Source organism: Bacillus cereus group sp. N8 (assembly GCF_016483685.1).
GTDB classification, from domain to species: domain Bacteria; phylum Bacillota; class Bacilli; order Bacillales; family Bacillaceae_G; genus Bacillus_A; species Bacillus_A proteolyticus.
In genome coordinates this window covers 1-19,548 of sequence record NZ_JAEHBK010000049.1, presented here as the reverse complement: position 1 = coordinate 19,548, position 19,548 = coordinate 1, and the positions used below count along the sequence as shown (strand labels likewise).

The following is a 19,548-nucleotide window of genomic DNA, read 5'->3' as shown; positions in this document are numbered from 1 at the left end:
AACTTCTTTTACCGGTTCTTTCACTTCTTCTTTTGTTTCTTCAACTTCTTTTACCGGTTCTTTCACTTCTTCTTTTGCTTCTTCAACTTCTTTTATTGGCTCTTTTACTTCTTCTTTTGTTTCTTCAACTTCTTTTACCGGTTCTTTTACTTCTTCTTTTGTTTCTTCAACTTCTTTTACCGGTTCTTTTACTTCTTCTTTCGGTATTAATTTTTCTACTATATTCTGAATTACAATGCCACTATATAATATGCCAGTCTCATAATGATCTGCATCTAAATCAAATTCATATATTTTTTCTCCTAAAGTACTCCAAATGATTCCCTCATCGGTAAGCGTTCCACCTTCACTCTTTAGTGTAATCTTTTCAATTGGCTCTCCCTCTAAATCATATACAGAAATTGTCACTTCTTTATTTATTTCTGCATCATCCAAAATAACCTTTTGCCTTCTAACATCAATTGTCCCCCACTGACCTAATTGTATTAATGGCCTTACATCACGAATCTCATTTTCAGCTAATTTTAAACTAAGTAAGTCTAACATTGAGCCAAGAACCGTTACATCTTTAATACGATTACCTGTAAGATCTAACCATTGTAAATTTTTCAATACAGATAACGGTGTTATATCTTCAATTTGATTATGAGATACATTTACATCGTTCAATTGTTTCAAGTTCGAGATGAACTCAATATTTTTCAAGCCTACTCCTTCTAAAGTGAGGTTTTCTAAGTTCGTCATGTACTCTAAACCTGTCACATCTTTTATTTCTTTTCCTTTTTCTTTAAGTATCTCTAATTCTTTAATCTGTAATAAATCCTCTTTTGTTATAGGGGCATTGAGATTCTCTCTACCAAAATGCTCTTTATTAATATGTTGCTGTAAAGTTTTATCAAGAATTAAATTTTCACTTTCTTTTTGTTTTTCAACTATATTCTGTATAACCGTCCCATTAAATCTTATTTTACTTTCAGCAGTATTCGTATCTAGTTTAAATTCATATATTTTTTCTCCAGGACTATTCCATTTTATAAATCCGTTATTCAGAATAGCATCCTCATTTTTTAAATTAATATTTTGAAGTGGTTCTCCTTTAAGATTGTATATTGGAATTTTTATTTCCTCATCTACACTTGCTTCATCTAAAAAGATTTTTTGTCTTTGAATATCGATATCCATTCTTTTTCCTAACTCTTGAACAGGTCTAACATCACGAATTTCATTCGAACCTAGCTTTAAATCATATAAACCTGTTAATTGACTAAGTGGCGTTATATCTGAAATATAGTTTTCCTCTAAATTAAGTGATTGTACAGTAGATAATCTTAATAAAGGTTCGATGTTTTTTAATTCATTTTTAGAAAGGTCTAACTCCACTAACTTTTTCATCGAGGTCATATGCTCAATATTAGTAAGTCCATTGTTACTTAAAGATAAATTTCTCACATTTTTCAATTGCTCAATCCCAGCAAGATTAGCATTACTAATTTGATTATTTGCTACAGTCAAAGTCCTTAAAGATGTTACTGTAAATAATGGTTTAATATCTTTTATATAATTGCTGTTTAAATCTAACATATTAATCTTCTTCATGTGACTCAATGGGCTTAAATCTGAAATTTTATTGTTTCTCAAACTTAAAATCTCAACATGCTCTAACTCAGCCAAAGGTCCAATATCTTCGAGTTCACCATAAGTTATACTTAATGATTTTAATTGTCTCATTTTCGAGATAAACTGTATATTTTCTACCTTAACTTCTTCCAACATTAAGTTTTCTAAGTTCGTCATATATTCTAGACCGCTTACGTCTTTTACTCCTTTACTTTTTGCCTCAACGACTATTAAAGATTTAATTTTTAATAAATCTTCCTTAGTTATTGGCGTATTTAGATTCTCTCTATTCAAGTTATATTTATTAATATGCATTTGTAATTGCTTATCTACTATTACATTTGCACTTTCATCTTGTTGATCCACTTTATCCTCTTTATTTTCCTTTTGTTCTTCTGGAACATTGTTTTCTAAATTCAATGCATTTACTTCAAATTGCACTTGATACTTATTATCATAGGCCATTGTCGGAATATAAATATGCATTTGCATATTATACCTTTTTCCTAATTCTCCAACTTCGAATTGAATAACCTTCGTCCCATTTTTCTTTTTATCCTCTGATATAACCTTCACATCATGAAACACACCAGGAGTATGAATATCCTCTGTTTTCAAGTATTGAAAGAAATCACTATCACTTAACGTTGCCGTTACAATTTTCTTTCCATTCTCGATTGTTAATTTCGGATCCTTTATATAAACAGCTGCCATGGACTCTTCATTTGTTTTATCTTTATACGCTTTAATAACAGCATCATATGTACCATTCTCTAAAGCATATCCCGTTTTATTAGCCTCAATTGCTACTGCCGCTAAAGCAGGTGTCGAATACACAGCAAACGGTAGCGCTAAGGCTGCCGCCACTAGCATTGCATTTATATGTTTTCTTTTAGTTTTTTTCAACTTTACATCTCCTCCGAAATCTATAAATCTAAATATAATCATTTCTTGAATAAATGATAATGATTATCATTATCGGTGTCAATTTAAAAAAATAAAAAGTTTACAAAAAAATAATCCCTTTAAAAGGGATTATGCCATTTTTTCACCTGATTCTTCTTTAAAGAAGCTTTTCATCGCATGGAATACGTCTGCTTTTTGCTTTAAAATATAATATCTGAAATTCTCATCTTTAATATTTTTATAGGCGGACATTAGCGTACTATGGCGGTTGTACTGATTCACTTCCCCATATCCAAACATATTACACTTCTTCATTAACTCTTCCACAAGCTTTACGCATCTAGCATTATCCGAAGTTAAATTATCACCGTCTGAAAAATGGAACGGATAAATATTATAGCGGTCTGGTGAATATTTATTATCGATTACCTCAAGTGCTTTTTTGTATACGGAAGAACAGATCGTTCCGCCACTTTCTCCTTTTGAGAAGAACTCTTCTTCTGTAACTACTTTTGCCTCTGTATGATGGGCAATAAACTCAATATCTACCGTTTCATATTTTGTGCGCAAAAATCTTGTCATCCAAAAAAAGAAGCTACGTGCCATATACTTCTCCCATATTCCCATCGATCCACTCGTATCCATCATCGCTAATACAACCGCTTTCGAATCTGGCTTTAACACTTCATTCCAAGTACGGAACTTTAAATCTTCTTGGTGAATCGGGTGGAAGGATGCTTTACCACCCATTGCATTTCGTTTATATGCAGATATCATCGTTCGCTTCTTATCAATGTTTCCCCATAATCCTGTTTTTCTAATGTCATTAAATTCAATATGCTCAATCCGGTTTTCATCCATTTCTTTTCTCTTTAAATTAGGCAGCTCTAATTCTTTGAAAAACGCTTGCTCTAATTCTAAAATTGAGACTTCTGCTTCATAATAATCTTCCCCAGCTGAATCTCCTGCACCTTGCCCTTTTCCTGGTCCTTTTTGTTTTTGACCACCTGATCCGTCTCTCGCAACGACATCACCAACTTTACTATCACCGTTTCCTTGCCCAACATGTTTATTTTTATCATAATTGTATCTAATCTTATATTCATCTAAAGAACGAATCGGTATTTTTACAACATCCTTGCCATTAGACATAACTATACTTTCTTCTGTTACAAGGTCTGGTAAATTATTTTTAATGGCCTCTTGCACTTTTTCTTGATGGCGTTGTTGGTCGTCATATCCTTTGCGATGGAGGGACCAGTTTTCCTGTGAAATCGTATAATTTGGTTGATTTTCTTCGCCCATTTCTTTCCCTCCTTACTGTAATTGTCTTCCTCTATGAACAGCAAGCTAGAAATTTTGTTCTGTAATGTGCAAGCTAGAATACTTGAAAAATAACTGTCCATCGAAAATCATCCCATAAACATATATAACGTTTTTCATACAATACTCCGAGCATCCTAAACAAAATTTTTCCACTCACGTAATAGAAGTAACATTTAACCGTCGATAAGAAAGAAACACAATGCATTGTTGCACACATTTTCACTTTGCAACATATTGTATTGTGTTGGCTTTTTTCGTATGAATGGTTGGTTACTCTATCATATGCATATTGTAAAAATAATTGACAATAAATTCATGAAATTGCATCTTAATTTATTATATTTGGACAAGGTATGACACGTTATACACATATGAGCGGATAATAAAACGCTGTCCCGCAAAAAACAAGAGACAGCGTTTTGTTATCAAACTATCGATTTAACAAACTACCTACATAACGTAACAATTCATTCGCAGATGAAGAATTATATCCATGCTCATCAATTAAGCGTGCAACAACATCATTGATTTTCTTAAGCTGATTTTCGTCTGGCGTTTTCGTTGATGTTGTAATTTTCACTATATCTTTTAAATCAGCAAATAGTTTTTTCTGAATCGCTTCACGAAGGCGTTCATGTGAATTATAATCAAAGCGCTTTCCTTTACGGGCATAAGCAGAAATTCGAATTAAAATTTCTTCACGGAATGCTTTCTTAGCATTTTCTGAAATCCCAATTTGCTCTTCAATCGAACGCATAAGCTTTTCATCTGGGCTCATTTCTTCACCTGTTAATGGGTCACGTAATTTCGACTTATTGCAGTACGCCTCAACGTTATCTAAATAATTATCCATAAGTGTCTTAGCTGATTCTTCGTATGAATAAACAAACGCTTTTTGTACTTCTTTCTTAGCAATTTCATCGTATTCTTTTCTCGCTAATGAGATGAAATTCATATAACGCTCTCGATCTTCATTACTAATTGATGGATGCTGATCCAACCCATCTTTTAGCGATCTAAGTACATCTAGTGCATTAATAGATGGTACCTCTTTTCGAATAATTGTAGAAGAAATTCGGTTAATAACATAACGAGGATCAATACCTTTCATACCTTCATCTTGATATTCGCGTTGCAATTCTTCTACATCAATTGCATTATAACCTTCTACCGTTTCTCCATCATATAAACGCATCTTTTTAATTAAATCAATATCCGGACGCTTCGGATCTTTTAAACGAGTTAAAATGGTAAACATTGCTGCAACTCGAAGTGTATGCGGTGCAATATGAACATTGGACACGTCACTTTCACGAATCATTTTTTCATAAATATGTTCTTCTTCACTAACTCGTAAGTTATACGGAACTGGCATTACAATAATTCTTGAGTGCAATGCTTCATTTTTCTTATTTGCTATGAAGGAACGATACTCTGTTTCATTCGTATGCGCTACAATTAATTCATCTGCTGAAATAAGCGCAAATCTTCCCGCTTTGAAATTCCCTTCTTGCGTAAGCGATAGTAAATGCCATAAAAATTTCTCATCGCATTTTAACATCTCTTGGAATTCCATCATGCCTCGGTTCGCCTTATTCAATTCTCCATCAAATCGATATGCACGAGGATCTGATTCTGAACCATATTCTGCAATCGTAGAAAAGTCCAGACTACCTGTTAAATCGGCAATGTCTTGTGATTTTGGATCAGACGGACTAAATGTACCAATCCCTGTACGGCGATCTTCAGAGAAGAAAATACGCTCTACAACTACATCCTCAATTCTTGATCCATATTCTTGCTCTAAACGCATCACATTTAATGGTGATAAATTCCCTTCAATTCTTACTCCATACTCATCAAAGAAGTCATCACGTAAATGGTGCGGAATTAAATGCAATGGATCTTCATGCATTGGGCAGCCTTTAATCGCAAAAATAGCTCCACGATCTGTACGTGAATATGTTTCTAATCCTCGTTTCAACATCGTAACTAAAGTTGATTTACCACCACTAACAGGACCCATTAATAATAAAATACGTTTTCTAACATCTAATCGTTTTGCAGATGGATGAAAATATTCTTCGACAAGACGCTCTAGTGCATCCTCTAATCCAAACAGCTGATTACTAAAGAAATTATATTTTCTTCTACCATCAACTTCTTCAATTCCGGCATCTTTTATCATATTGTAAATGCGAGAGTGTGCTGTTTGAGCCACCCATGGTCTTTCTTTCACAAGCTCCAAATACTCCGCAAACGTACCTTCCCATTGTAAACGTTCTTCTGCTGCTCGATGCTGTTCAATCTTTTTTAGAATATCCATTATAGCTCCTCCCCCATCTCCTTGTTCAATCGGATTATTATAAAAGGTATGCTAGGATGTCCTTAAACATTCTTTAAATCAAAACGAAATATATAATAGCTCTATAAAATTCTCCCCAAAATTCAAAGAAAATTCTGTATAATAAGGGTATTAACGTTTTCACGCTACTATTCATTGTAAATAAATTCTTTTCTTCTAGGAACCTTACATACATTTCGATTCACAAATAGGATTCGTAAACCGAAAAAGTAAGGAGGAAATTAGTATGAAATTATTATTAATTTTAGGTGTATCACTCACATTTCTTACAGCTATTTTCACATCTGGTTACAACGATAAACCAGGTACACATAAAAAGTGATGTGCTATTTAGCACATCACTTTTTTTCTTGTTTTTATAAACTATTTAAAATAAATATTTTCCACATCGTATATCGATAAAGGACGATTATAAAAATAACCTTGTACGAGTTTCACATTCTTTTCCTTTAAAAATTGTATTTGTTCCGCTTTCTCTACTCCTTCTGCAATTACATTTAATCCTAGAGTATGTGCTAAATGAATAATTGCAGCCGTAATATTCGTATCTCTTTCATCTCTGTATATACCTTCCATAAAAGAACGATCAATTTTTAACGTATCAATTGGATATGTTTTCAAATAACTTAAAGATGAATATCCCGTTCCAAAATCATCTAAATGAATCTTTAAGTTTTGTTCTTTTAACTGTAATAACACTCTTTTCGATAAATCTTTATGTATAAGGGCTCCTTCTGTAACTTCTATTGCTAATAAATGAGGCGGTACATTGTACTTATTTAAAGCGCGTGTAATCATCTCTATTAATGTAATAGAACGAAAATGTCTAGCTGAAATATTAACTGCAATTGGTACAACCTCATATCCTTTATTTAACCATTCATGTATTTGTTTACACACTTGATGTACTACCCATTCATCAAGTTTAATAATAAATCCTGTTCTTTCAGCAAGTGGGATAAATTGATTTGGCGAGACCAATCCTAGCTCCTTATTCTCCCACCTTATTAAGGCTTCCATACTGGCTATCTTTCCCGTTTCAATATTAATTTGAGGTTGATAATATAGGAAAAATTCATCTTTTTCTATAGCACGATGTAACTGATTTTCTATTATAAACCTTTGTTCACGTTCACAATCTAATCCACTACAATAGAAATGATAATACCCTTTTCCTTTTTCCTTGGCTTTTTCCAAAGCTGCGTCGACCCTTTGGAAAAGTATTTTTTCATCCATTCCATCTTCTGGGGCCATTACAATCCCAATCGATGCACTCAAATAAACATCCTCTTCTTCTAGTACAAAATGCCCACTAATTTTTTTTAGTATTGTTTGTGCAACTTCCTCTACGCATTCTCTCGTTATATTTTCTATTAACATAACAAATTGATCATCATGTTCTCTAAATAAATGCATATCTTCTATTTTTACGTCTCGTAAGCATTCAGTAACTTTTTTTAAGACTTGATCTCCTTCTTTATGACCAAATGTATCATTAATAAGGTGAAATTCATCCAAATCTATAAAAAGCAATGCAAATTTTTTATTCTCAGCTAAAAATTCATTTAGTTTATTTGTACATGATATTCTATTCTTTAACCCCGTTAACTGATCAAAGTAAGCCAAATATTCTGTTTTCATCTCATTTAATACTTGCCTTGTAACATCCCTCGTGATTATGTACACCCCGACGATTTCACTATTCACAATAATAGGGATTGTCCTAACGGAAATATAAAGTTCATATCCTTCTTTATGAATATACTTCTTTGCAACAATTTGTTTTGCTCTTCCCTGTAAAGCCCCCTTAAATATGGTTTGAAAAGCTTGTTCATATTCCTTATTTATAAACTGAAAAACAAATTGATTACTTAGTTCTTCATATCGATATCCAAATATTTCATATGTTGCTGGATTTGCATATGTAATTCTCCCAATAGAATTTACAGATACAATGGAGTCATTATTATATTCTAGTAATGACTTAAATAACATTTGTTTTTCTTCTATTTCCACTTTTTCCTTAACCTGTGCTGTAATATCCCTAGTAATACAAATAATAAACTGACATATTCCATTTACATCACATACTGGATTAAGTAAAGATTCATAATGTATATTACCAGTTGGCAAACTAATTACATCACAAAATGTATTTGCTTTCGCTTCTCTCATTACTTTTGCATATTGTCCTTGTAATATCCTTGCCGTATCTTCTGGTAATACTTCTGCAAAAGTTTTTCCATAACATTCTTTTCCTAGCCTGGCATAATCCATTCCTATTTTATTCACATAAATATATTTAAAAGTTTCATCATCAATAACTTTCACAATAAACACTAAATCTTGAATAGCATGTAGTAGTCCCTGTCTTACTAAATCCATATCTATCATACTTAAAAAGGTATTTTGATTATGATATTGTTCCTTCATATTTATCTCAACCCGTCTTATCTATTTTTATTCATATACCTCATTCTATATGAATATGTAGCTTTTTTAAAATGTATGGTTACATATTTTCTAAAAAAAATAAAAAAGTCGCCAAATGGCGACTTTTAATAAACGATTTCTAAATCTAATCCTGGATAATTTTGTTGACGGAACGCTTCATAAATTAAAATTGCTGCTGTATTAGATAAATTTAATGAACGTACTTTATCCGTCATTGGAATACGTAAACAATGATCGAAGTTTTCTTCAATTACATTAGCTGGTAATCCATTTGTTTCTCTTCCAAACACGAAATAGTAATCCTTCTCACGTTTGCTATAATCAAATGCTGTATGAGCTTTCTCGCCATACTTTGTTAAATAGAAGAATTCACCATCTTTATTTTTTTCATAAAATTCTTCGATTGAATCATAATACGTAACTTTTACGTGCTGCCAATAATCTAATCCTGCACGCTTTAACATTTTGTCATCCGTTGAAAATCCAAGCGGTCTAATCAAATGTAATTCTGTTCCAGTTGCTGCACAAGTACGTGCAATATTTCCTGTATTTGCTGGAATTTCTGGTTGATATAAAACAACATGTACTCCCACGCGATATTCACCTCTATTTTTTGTCTACTACGTATTATACCACTTGAACGAAAAATCTCTACCCATTAATAATATGAAAGAATTTATATTTCATTTGCGGTGTATATTTACTAGAGTCTTCATAATTCCAATAACGCTGACGGCTATTCGCTGAATGTGCATTTACAAGCGGCATACCATCTGCGTCTTTTGCTACTACAATTGTCGTATGATTCCACCTACCATCATCCTCAAAATCATACGCAATTACATCGCCAAGAATTAGGTCTTCTGGCTTTTCTACCGCTTCTGCCCGAAGCCCTGTTGTAGCACCTGACAAATACCAATAAAAAGAGTGTGCTACAGCCCAACTCCAACTCCATTGGTTTCCCCTTTGCCACCACCCTTTACGAATGTTAGGATGTCCGTTCATTGGCACTTCTCCAGTGTGCAGACATTGTGAAATGAAATTTGTACAATTATCAGGGAAATTACGGTATGCGGGATTGCGATCATCCCACCAACGCTCTGCATATTTCACTGCCTCTAAACGATTATATTGATATGAACCGTATTTTTCTTTCGTGACTTCTCGTTCTAACTTTTCACCTATCTCTATTTCTTCTGACACCTCAAGAGCATAATCATCTATTACACGACTGTTTTTCAGACAAACTCGTCGTTTTAATTGTTCCTCTTCGATATAAAATAATTCTTTATGCTTAATTAAATATTTAAAGTGTACTTGATAATCAATTTCTTGATGCTCACTACTATTTAATTGTCTAATGAAAGAAATATCGGCAGTTGCTTTCACTATATCTGCACTACGTTTTTGAAACAATTGTTTCTTTCTCTGTACCATTCGTAATAAATCTTCAGCAATACCATCCACGTCAGTTCGTTTCTCTGTGATATATGCTAAAAACTGTTGTACTTGCTTTTCAATATTCGCTTTTACAACCATTTCGTCTCCCTCCCATATTACAATATGAAAAAGGGAGATATTATCTACTCTTTTTTCTGTGCTAACAATTCAAGTCCACGATTCATTTCATGAAGAACCTCTTCATCTTTCTCACGTTCCATCGCTTTTTCAATTGCTTCGCCTACTCCATCTCCGCCAATTTTCCCAAGTGCCCATGCTGCTGTTCCGCGAAGTACGGGTCTTGGGTCATCTTTCATAACACCAATCAAATCAGGAATTGCTGATGCTTCTTTAAAATGCGCAAGTGCTAAAATAGCATTTCGTTGCAATGGTTTTTTACCTCTCCATGAACCAGACATAATTCCATACTTCTCTTTAAAATCACGATTACTAATTGTTAAAAGGGGTGTTAATAACGGTTTAACTAACTCAGGATCAGGCTCCATCTCAGGATGGTTGTGGAAATCCATTCCTTTATTTTTTGGACAAACAGTCTGACAAGTATCACATCCATATATACGGTTTCCTATTTTATCGCGATATTCTTCAGGCAGAAACCCTTTTGTCTGTGTTAAAAATGCGATACATTTCTTCGAGTCTAACTGTCCCCCCTGTACTAAAGCACCTGTAGGACAAATATCAATACATTTCGTACAACTTCCACATTGATCTTCTATTGGCTGATCCGGAGGGAATGGGACGTTCGTAATCATTTCTCCTAAGTATACATACGAACCAAATTCCGGCGTAATAATAGCGCAGTTCTTGCCACTCCATCCAATACCGGCACGTTCTGATACAGCTCGATCACTTAGTTCACCTGTATCGACCATTGATTTCACTTCTATATCCGGAAGTTTCTCGATTAAATAAGCCTCTAACTTTTGCAAACGATCTCGTAAAACGAGATGATAATCTTGTCCCCACGAAGCACGACAAAAAATCCCGCGGCGCTCTCCACGCTTACTTAATGGTGCATTTTTTAATTTTGAAGGGTACGCTAAAGCAATCGCAATGATTGATTTTGCACCAGGTAGTAAAAGCTGTGGATTCGTTCTCTTCTCTATATCAGGCTCTTCGAATCCAGATTGATAATTTAATTGTTGCTGCTGGATTAAGCGCTGCTTTAATTCCTCAAAAGGAGAAGCACTTGCAAAGCCTATTTTATCTATGCCAATTGTTTTACTATATGCAATTACATCTTGCTTTAATTGTTCAAAATCCATTCTTAATCGCCTCCTCAGATGAATCCATCCCTTATGTAACGACTCTATTGGTTAGTAATTCAATTTTGGAATACTATTATTTACTTCTATTTTCGCATGTAATTATATTTTTCAAACATTAAAAAACGCAATGCCTCGTTTATCTTAGAAACGAAACACTGCGTTGATCACAATTTATTAGAAAAACATTAAATAAAATTTGGAGCGGGTGAAGAGAATCGAACTCTCGACCAGAGCTTGGAAGGCTCTTGTTTTACCACTAAACTACACCCGCAAATATGAAATAAATATAAGATATTAAAATAACTTATGTAAAGTAGTATAGCATGTAAGAAAATACGAAGCAAGAATTTTATCGAAAAAAGTCGAAAAAGTGATGAGATAACTCATCACTTTTTCAATTCTTTATCAATTGCCTTCTTCATACTATCGAAATCAGGATTTGCAAGATTTCCATTTATATATACTGAAGGAGCACCTTGAACTTTTAATTTTTGAGCACGATCTGAATCTTTACGTACTTTATCTTTCATTTCTTTACTGTGTAAATCTTTTTTAAACTGTTCTACATTAATTTTCGGAAGCTTTTCTTTCACAATATTAAGAAGTAATTCTTCTGTAATCCATTCTTCCGTATCTTTCTTTTGATTTTGATAAATCTCATCATAGAAAATCCAGAATGAATCTTGATCTTGTTTATAAATCGCCTCACCAGCTGCTGCGCCTAAATCAGAGTCTTTTCCGATAAATGGGAAGTTAATGAAATATAACTGCACTTTACCTTTATCAATATATTCTTCTTTTAATCGTGGTAATACCGTTACATCCCAAGTACGACATGCTGGGCATTTGAAGTCTCCAAATTCAACTACCTTAACCGGAGCATCATCTTTACCTAAAGATTGTTGCGTAGAATAAGCAAACATCTCATTCCCTTTATCTTTTTTGTCATTTATGATGCTATACGCAATTGTTCCGATTACAATCAATACTGCGATAGAAAAAACTACACCAAGAGCCATGAGTTTATTTGATTTCATATACATTCCTCTTTAAATTCATATTCTGTATACAGCATTGTACACAATACACATAATATCAACACTTATATACGTCACGCAATGAACACGCTCACATAAATTACAAAAACACAACATTTGTGACAATATTGTGTCGTCTTTTGTCACAAATTATTCAAAAAAAAGAAGCTCCTACGTAGGAACTTCTTTTAACTTACTGCTTTTTCACGGGCATTTTTTAACATGGATTGCTCTGTTTTTATATCATGACGAATTACTAGTTTCTCACTAACTGCTTGCACATATTCATCATGATTTATATACCCTTCTTTCTCCATTAACCTTAAAACTACATTCCGTCTCTCAACTGCTTTATCATAATTTTGTGCAGGTGAGTAATAAGCCGGTGCTTTTACTACAGCAGCCATCATTGCACTTTCAGCCAGTGTTAATTGATCCACTTTTTTACCGAAGTAAAGGTTTGCTGCTTTTTCAATTCCCCATGCGCCTTCTCCGTAGTAAATATTACTTACATACAATTTTAATATCTCATCCTTTGTGAATGTACGTTCAATCTTTTTCGTATAAAAAATTTCTTTCCACTTACGAGAAAATGTACGTTCATTAGATAAGAAAGCATTTTTAGATAACTGCTGTGTAATCGTGCTTCCTCCTTGCACAACACCACCAGCTTTTATATTCTCAATAGACGCCCTGATAATCGCTATATAGTCTAAACCGTTATGATGATAAAATCTTTTATCTTCCGTCGCAATAAATGCGTGTGTTAATGATTCTGGCACCTCTAAATTAGCAGGTACATGTAATTTACTAATATCACTTCGCTCAATCATTACATTTCCAACGAATAATAATGCAAAACTTAACAATAATAATAATATAATGGCTTTATAAAAAAATTTAGTTAATGGATTTAATGCAACTTTTTGATGATAGTTCACTCTAGATAATACTCGTTCTTTCATCTCGAACACCTCTTTTCCACACAGCATATATAACTCTTAACTCAAGAATACATTGTTGTAAAAGAATATCCCATCGATTTCTCTTACACGTACCTTACAACATTGTAAGGTGTAAAAATGTATTGTATCACAGTCCTTTTTTATCTACTATTCATATGAAATGTTGAATATACATTATTTATAGGCAGACAGTAGGACTCCCCTTAATAATTAGTAACAGAAAAAGAATTAAGAGTGCTATAACTATCTTCATAAAAAAAGCTTAATTTAACTTTATTCTTTTACTATATCATTTATAAATTTATACTTTTAAACATCTAGCAATCTAAGTATATACGATATATCACCATTATACAGAACAAACGTTCTTTAAATCAATACTAGCTTTCATACTGTCTCGCTATTGGCTGACAGTAGAACTTCTCCCACTCATTAATAGACTACACTTTATTATTGTGACCTTTTTCTGAAACAGTATACATAAAGAAAAGGTTAGCAATTTGAGGTGTCCTCAAATAACTAACCTAAACGTTACAGCCTTCCTATAAGATTATATGGCTGAACTTCCCATGTTTCGTATGGAATGAACTGCGTCGCTTTCATCGCATCAAGTGTCCTTGATTTCATATGTGGACGCGTTATATACTCATCAATGTTCTCTTCGTTTAAAGCAACAAATTTGGCTTCTTTTATTTCTTCAGGTTGAATTTTTATTTCGCCACTAACATATGCTACTTTAAAGACAACAGCTAAAATATGCATAGAAGCGTTATAATACACTCCTGTAATTCCAATTGGCTTCACCGTTAAGCCCGTTTCCTCCATTATTTCTCTACAAACAGCTTGATCGAGGGCTTCTCCTTCTTCTACCTGTCCTCCAGGCATTTCCCACGTATCAGCTCGCCAGTGCACTTTTGCTAAAAGTACTTCATTCTTTTCATTTGTTAAATAACCTGATACGGCAACAATATGTTTTGGTGTTTTATGCGCCATAAAAATGCCTCCTAGAAATACAATTATTTCATGTACAATCTATAACCATATTCCCTCCCTACAACAAAACACCTTTAATAATTCAGCATCTTAATTAACTTCACAAAAAAAGACCCTATTCGTTAAACGAAAGGATCTTCTGTCTTATTATTCTCCTAAGTCTACGTTGTGATAAACTTGTTGTACATCTTCTAAATCTTCTAATGCATCAACCATTTTTTCAAATTGTGCTTGAGCATCTTCAGGAAGTTCTACATCATTTTGTGCAAGCATTGTTAATTCTGCAACTGTAAATTCTTCAACACCAGCATCTTTAAGTGCAGATTGTACTGAGTGGAATTGATCAGGTTCAGCATAAACGATAACAGAATCTTCTTCTTCTAGAATGTCACGTGCATCTACATCTGCTTCCATTAAAATTTCAAGAACTTCATCTGATGTTTTACCTTCAAGACCGATAACAGCTGTCGCATCAAACATGTAAGCTACAGAACCATTTACGCCCATGTTACCACTGTTTTTGCTAAATGCAGCTCGTACATCTGCTGCAGTACGGTTTACGTTATTTGTCAGTGTATCTACAATTACCATAGATCCATTTGGTCCAAAGCCTTCGTAACGAAGCTCGTCATAATTTTCTTCTGAACCGCCTTTTGCTTTTTCAATTGCACGATCAATAATTGTTCTTGGTACATTGTATGTTTTCGCGCGCTCTAATACAACTCTTAACGTTTGGTTTGATTCAGGATCTGGCTCGCCTTGTTTTGCTGCCACATAAATTTCACGTCCAAATTTTGCGTATATACGGCTTGTATTTGCATCTTTTGATGCTTTTTTATCTTTAATATTGTTCCATTTACGGCCCATACTTTCCACTCTCTTTCCCGTTTTAAATCTACATAAAAATATTAATATAAAATATAATGTGTATTCAACACATTTTTAAAAGAAATATAAAAAGTTCATTTTTGATTCATATTACAGACATAATATAAATCACTATCATTTTGTTCTTTCGACAAGTTATATTATACATGAATTCCTACGTTTATTACGAATTTTAGAAGCACATAGTATAATTTAACAAAAAAGGCTCTAACATTTCTGTTAGAGTCTTTTTATATCGCTGATACCGTTTTCCATAATATCCCCATATTTTCTTTCTATTGCTGTATAATTAAAATAGGAAAAAATTTGAAGAGGAAATGGAGGGAAAATTATGGCACATTCAAATGAGAAAAAAGCACATGGTCTTAAAGGAATAGGAGAGCAGTTAAACCCAACTATCTATCAAGTGAGATTCATGAAATTAGATGAACCAATTCAATTTGAGTCGTTTCCTGAATTAAAGGAATTAGGGGACTGGTTGAGTACTTCAACGCACATGTGGTCGTGCCACTCAACTATGTACAAGTACAACAGAGAAAAGTTTGAAAAAAAGTTTTTAGAAATTACGAAATTAACAGCTGATAATGTGCTAATATCTACTGGTGGTGTCGGATTTAACTTCATGTCACCCGGGTGGGGAGATACTCTATAAAGTAATGAAATTATATAAAGGGATAAAAATGAATGTTCATTTTTATCCCTTTATTGTTTCGCAGTTTGCTCTAATTCCTTAATAGCTTTTAACTGTTGTTTATATAACAGAGCTGTTCCTTCTTCCAAAGTTTCACTCGGTAAAAAGAAATACTCTTCGCTCTTGAGTCGTATCAGGTAAATAAACTGTTCTTTCAAATAGATTTTTTGTTCTTCTTAATACCCCTATTACAGAAGGGTTATTTTTAACGCTTCCTCAAGCACTGTATTGAAATCATTATATGTTTTCATCACTGTGCCAGATGGTTTATCAAGTTCTAGATAAGTACCGTCTGATAAGTTTTTGCAAAACCACGCAATATTTGAATCCCCAAAGAAAAGATACTCTTTTTGAAATTCATTTTCATACCAAATCTCATTCGTGTCTATAAGTCCACTAATTAGTTCGTCCCTTTCTGTGTCTAGTAAGGAAGGGTCAACTCCATAAATCACCAGCCCATTAAAATCTAAACCATTTACGTTTTTAATAAACTCCTCAAATTCACTCGGTAAGTCAACATTAAATTTCTCTTTTACGTGTTTTCTTAATCTATGAACTTCAGTATCTGTTGCAGGTGTATTTAGTTTATCGTTAAAGCTTTTCTCTATCTTTTCAATTTCTAAAATCAGATTTTTCCACATATAAATTTCACCATTGCTTCAGCTTGAATCTGTTCAAAAATTTCTTTTTCATTTCCCTCATAATTGTTTAACATTCTTAGAATTTCTGAAACCTTTGCGTCCATGCTGTTAACTCCTATCAATTATTTTTAAATTTAACTAATCTCAGTTTGTAACTCCATTCCAAACATCGACATCGTTATCATCTAAAATTGCTTTGATTTTATCTTTCTCAAAAACTACCAGATATTCATAAGGCAAGGCTAAAACTTGAATAATTGAAGGTCTAATTTTTAATAGCTGATATGCGTAAAATGCTTCTAATTCATCTTCTGTTTCTTCTGTTTCATCAACAGGACCGATATACCAACCAGAATCACCTTTTTCACAATCACTAGCCCTTTGTAAATAAACCTCATCTAGTTGTAACACGTTTTTTGCAGTCACTATTTTATCGCTAAACTTTATCATTTCACCATCAATATTCAACTGACGTAAACAATGTACTTGTTCTAATTGCACCCATAAAGCAATTGTTAAATCTTCTGTAGTATCCTTAAAAGGATTTTTTGTATAATCTGGGACAATAATGTGATACCCATCTTCACATTTGGATAGAATAAAAATAGACCAGCCAACTTGTATAGAAAATCCATCAACTAATTTGTTATCTTCTACTTTAGTTAGCAAATATAATAACTTTTCTATTTGAGGGCTTAAATGTTCTTCTGCTGTAGCTATTATATTTTTACCACCTATATTTTTAACTATTGTTTTCAATTGACTGCAACCTCTCTTTTATTGATTTTTTCAAAGCTTCTCTAGCCGCTACTTCATGTTCTAACATTTCCATTCTTATATTTTCGGGAACCTCCCCGTATCTAGGATGTCCTGGCCATGTACTCCAATCTTTTGCACCCTTAGAAGCATTTGTTGGTTTCCCAAGCCCTACAAAGTTTTCATCCATATTAAGCACTTCTATTTGCTATTCTCTCGGCAACGTATCAAAACCTTCCATTTCTGTTATTTCTTTCATTGAAACAACATGGTCAGCTTCCAGTTTTTCAACTTCATAACCATATACAGGGTCAACTTTGGGTACATCTGTATTTACATTTTTTCTTACCCTATCATTAGGTGTTCTCTTCCTTAAATCTTTATATTCCTCTTTTGAAACCGCAAATTGATTTAATAAGTCTTTTCCTGCTTGGTATGCACCACCAAGTTCATATTTTACAGAACTTCCCCCAACACCTTCATAGGCAAATCGATTCCCAGTGTTTAACTTAAAATTATTTAATATATGTAGTGCGTTTCTATATCCAGCGGAATCAGTAATTTTAGAAACGCCCTTTGCTAGGTTTGCGGCTGTTGCTACCTTCCCTGCTTGTCCTGCTTTACTAAGACCTTTATCACCAATAAAACCTGTTAATAATGATGCTACACCATAGGCAGCATAATGCATTCTACTTTCCATATCTCCATTTTTAAAATTATTTATATATGAATCGGATAATGTGTTCCACATTGCAGGGAGAGTTTCTTCGTAGTTTACAATTGCATCACGCATGTTTTCCCACGTCTCTGCATCACCCAATGCTTTAAGTCCTTCCCATGCATCTGTGACAGCATCTTCTACACCAGTAGAAATACCAGTCCATGCGTCACTTAAATCCTTTTTCTCTTCGTCCCAAGCTTTCTCGAAGTCAGATTTCGGCGGAAGCTTACCGCACATCGCACCCTCTTGGATATTACCTTCAACTAAATTACCATCATAAAGTTCATCAACATTACGAAATTTTTCAGCAGCGTGCATTAGTTCTTCTGCAATCTTATCAAATTCCCGAAACACATTAAACATTTGAGGTTTTGTTTCATTAAACATCTGATAAAACCTTTGACTCGTTGTACCATTCCACATTGAAGCTACGTATTCTTCCTCTAGTGAATTAAACCTACTACATGCGATTAGAAGGCATTACCTTAACCTATAAGAATTAACGTATTAGGTGATAAATTAACATTAATTTGAACACAAAAAAACGTCCCCACAAAGTAGGAACGCTTGATATTACTATATATTCACATTTAATTGAAGATAAAAACAAATAAAAAAAGACGATCACTCGTCTTTTAACCGATACCGATGGTCGGGGTCGAACCGACACTCCCGAAGGAACACGATTTTGAGTCGTGCGCGTCTGCCAATTCCGCCACATCGGCATAAAAGAAAGGCGGCAACCGGATTTGAACCGGTGGTAAAGGTTTTGCAGACCTCTGCCTTACCACTTGGCTATGCCGCCATATTAAGTTAAAATGGAGCGGAAGACGGGATTCGAACCCGCGACCCCAACCTTGGCAAGGTTGTATTCTACCACTGAACTACTTCCGCAAGACATGTTTGAGTTATTTTATTAAAAGTGCGGGTGAAGGGAGTCGAACCCCCACGCCAAAGGCGCTAGATCCTAAGTCTAGTGCGTCTGCCAATTCCGCCACACCCGCATATTAATTATTTAAAGAAAAAATGGGGCGACTGATGGGAATCGAACCCACGAATGCCGGAGCCACAATCCGGTGCGTTAACCACTTCGCCACAACCGCCATGTTGTGTATATATTTGGCAGGGGCAGTAGGAATCGAACCCACACTGGAGGTTTTGGAGACCTCAGTTCTACCTTTAAACTATGCCCCTATGTAAATGGTGGAGGGGGGCAGATTCGAACTGCCGAACCCGAAGGAGCGGATTTACAGTCCGCCGCGTTTAGCCACTTCGCTACCCCTCCGAAACTTACATGGTGCCGGCTAGAGGACTTGAACCCCCAACCTACTGATTACAAGTCAGTTGCTCTACCAATTGAGCTAAGCCGGCGTATTAAATTTAAATGGTGGCTCGGGACGGAATCGAACCGCCGACACGAGGATTTTCAGTCCTCTGCTCTACCGACTGAGCTACCGAG

Annotated in this window: 16 protein-coding genes, 9 tRNA genes and 1 pseudogene; 1 reads left to right on the top strand and 25 read right to left on the bottom strand. The window is 34.2% G+C overall.

From position 1 onward, the window contains the following. From JDS80_RS28285 to JDS80_RS28230, 12 genes are all read right to left on the bottom strand, one after another. A partial coding sequence (locus tag JDS80_RS28285) for an NEAT domain-containing protein (protein ID WP_199640560.1) occupies positions 1–2,523 on the bottom strand: 2,523 nt, incomplete at its 3' end. 129 nt (positions 2,524–2,652) lie between these two features. Then, entirely contained in the window at positions 2,653–3,828 is a 1,176-nt protein-coding gene (gene yhbH, locus JDS80_RS28280) for a sporulation protein YhbH (RefSeq protein ID WP_071743849.1), read from the bottom strand. A 451-nt stretch (positions 3,829–4,279) separates the two neighbouring features. After that, entirely contained in the window at positions 4,280–6,175 is a 1,896-nt protein-coding gene (locus tag JDS80_RS28275) for a PrkA family serine protein kinase (protein WP_000353273.1), read from the bottom strand. Between the two features lie 402 nt (positions 6,176–6,577). Further along, positions 6,578–8,647, bottom strand: a complete 2,070-nt coding sequence (locus tag JDS80_RS28270) for a sensor domain-containing protein (RefSeq protein WP_199640559.1) — start codon at positions 8,645–8,647, stop codon at positions 6,578–6,580. A gap of 125 nt (positions 8,648–8,772) precedes the next feature. Further along, a complete protein-coding gene (trmL, locus tag JDS80_RS28265; RefSeq protein ID WP_000538149.1) occupies positions 8,773–9,261 on the bottom strand; it encodes a tRNA (uridine(34)/cytosine(34)/5-carboxymethylaminomethyluridine(34)-2'-O)-methyltransferase TrmL in 489 nt (162 codons plus the stop codon). A 58-nt stretch (positions 9,262–9,319) separates the two neighbouring features. Then, positions 9,320–10,207: an amidase domain-containing protein gene (locus tag JDS80_RS28260; protein ID WP_199640558.1), complete on the bottom strand. Its 888-nt coding sequence runs from the start codon at positions 10,205–10,207 to the stop codon at positions 9,320–9,322. A gap of 44 nt (positions 10,208–10,251) precedes the next feature. After that, on the bottom strand, positions 10,252–11,394 hold the full coding sequence (gene queG, locus JDS80_RS28255) for a tRNA epoxyqueuosine(34) reductase QueG (protein WP_199640557.1): 1,143 nt from the start codon (positions 11,392–11,394) through the stop codon (positions 10,252–10,254). Between the two features lie 200 nt (positions 11,395–11,594). Next, a tRNA-Gly gene (locus JDS80_RS28250) sits at positions 11,595–11,668 on the bottom strand. Between the two features lie 115 nt (positions 11,669–11,783). Beyond that, a complete protein-coding gene (locus tag JDS80_RS28245) occupies positions 11,784–12,434 on the bottom strand; it encodes a DsbA family protein (RefSeq protein ID WP_199640556.1) in 651 nt (216 codons plus the stop codon). A 188-nt stretch (positions 12,435–12,622) separates the two neighbouring features. Next, positions 12,623–13,399: a transglycosylase domain-containing protein gene (locus tag JDS80_RS28240; protein WP_071743854.1), complete on the bottom strand. Its 777-nt coding sequence runs from the start codon at positions 13,397–13,399 to the stop codon at positions 12,623–12,625. A 531-nt stretch (positions 13,400–13,930) separates the two neighbouring features. Then, positions 13,931–14,392, bottom strand: coding sequence for an NUDIX hydrolase (locus JDS80_RS28235; protein WP_071772132.1), 462 nt, complete (start codon positions 14,390–14,392; stop codon positions 13,931–13,933). Between the two features lie 147 nt (positions 14,393–14,539). Continuing rightward, positions 14,540–15,259: a YebC/PmpR family DNA-binding transcriptional regulator gene (locus JDS80_RS28230; RefSeq protein ID WP_071743856.1), complete on the bottom strand. Its 720-nt coding sequence runs from the start codon at positions 15,257–15,259 to the stop codon at positions 14,540–14,542. Positions 15,260–15,611: 352 nt separating this feature from the next. Here JDS80_RS28230 and JDS80_RS28225 point away from each other — a divergent pair, with 352 nt between their 5' ends. Beyond that, entirely contained in the window at positions 15,612–15,932 is a 321-nt protein-coding gene (locus JDS80_RS28225; protein ID WP_199640555.1) for a DUF3884 family protein, read from the top strand. A gap of 50 nt (positions 15,933–15,982) precedes the next feature. On the opposite strand, the gene JDS80_RS28220 is transcribed toward JDS80_RS28225, so the two are convergent. From JDS80_RS28220 to JDS80_RS28160, 13 genes and pseudogenes are all read right to left on the bottom strand, one after another. Beyond that, positions 15,983–16,129, bottom strand: a complete 147-nt coding sequence (locus tag JDS80_RS28220; RefSeq protein WP_199640561.1) for a hypothetical protein — start codon at positions 16,127–16,129, stop codon at positions 15,983–15,985. A 30-nt stretch (positions 16,130–16,159) separates the two neighbouring features. Then, positions 16,160–16,612, bottom strand: a complete 453-nt coding sequence (locus tag JDS80_RS28215; protein ID WP_199640554.1) for a YrhA family protein — start codon at positions 16,610–16,612, stop codon at positions 16,160–16,162. Positions 16,613–16,756: 144 nt separating this feature from the next. After that, positions 16,757–17,371: an immunity protein Imm33 domain-containing protein gene (locus tag JDS80_RS28210; protein ID WP_199640553.1), complete on the bottom strand. Its 615-nt coding sequence runs from the start codon at positions 17,369–17,371 to the stop codon at positions 16,757–16,759. Further along, on the bottom strand, positions 17,355–17,558 hold the full coding sequence (locus tag JDS80_RS28205; protein ID WP_242477447.1) for a hypothetical protein: 204 nt from the start codon (positions 17,556–17,558) through the stop codon (positions 17,355–17,357). Before JDS80_RS28205 ends, JDS80_RS28210 begins: the two co-directional genes overlap by 17 nt. A gap of 279 nt (positions 17,559–17,837) precedes the next feature. Beyond that, a pseudogene (locus JDS80_RS28200) lies at positions 17,838–18,533 on the bottom strand (WXG100 family type VII secretion target); the annotation flags it as partial. Between the two features lie 199 nt (positions 18,534–18,732). Continuing rightward, positions 18,733–18,814 (bottom strand) — tRNA-Leu (locus JDS80_RS28195). A 9-nt stretch (positions 18,815–18,823) separates the two neighbouring features. After that, positions 18,824–18,894: transfer RNA gene (locus JDS80_RS28190), tRNA-Cys, on the bottom strand. A gap of 14 nt (positions 18,895–18,908) precedes the next feature. Continuing rightward, a tRNA-Gly gene (locus JDS80_RS28185) sits at positions 18,909–18,983 on the bottom strand. 29 nt (positions 18,984–19,012) lie between these two features. Then, a tRNA-Leu gene (locus tag JDS80_RS28180) sits at positions 19,013–19,093 on the bottom strand. A gap of 23 nt (positions 19,094–19,116) precedes the next feature. Next, positions 19,117–19,192, bottom strand: a tRNA-His gene (locus JDS80_RS28175). Between the two features lie 17 nt (positions 19,193–19,209). Beyond that, positions 19,210–19,283: transfer RNA gene (locus JDS80_RS28170), tRNA-Trp, on the bottom strand. 7 nt (positions 19,284–19,290) lie between these two features. Beyond that, positions 19,291–19,374 (bottom strand) — tRNA-Tyr (locus tag JDS80_RS28165). Between the two features lie 10 nt (positions 19,375–19,384). Next, positions 19,385–19,460 (bottom strand) — tRNA-Thr (locus JDS80_RS28160). Between the last annotated feature and the right edge of the window lie 88 nt (positions 19,461–19,548).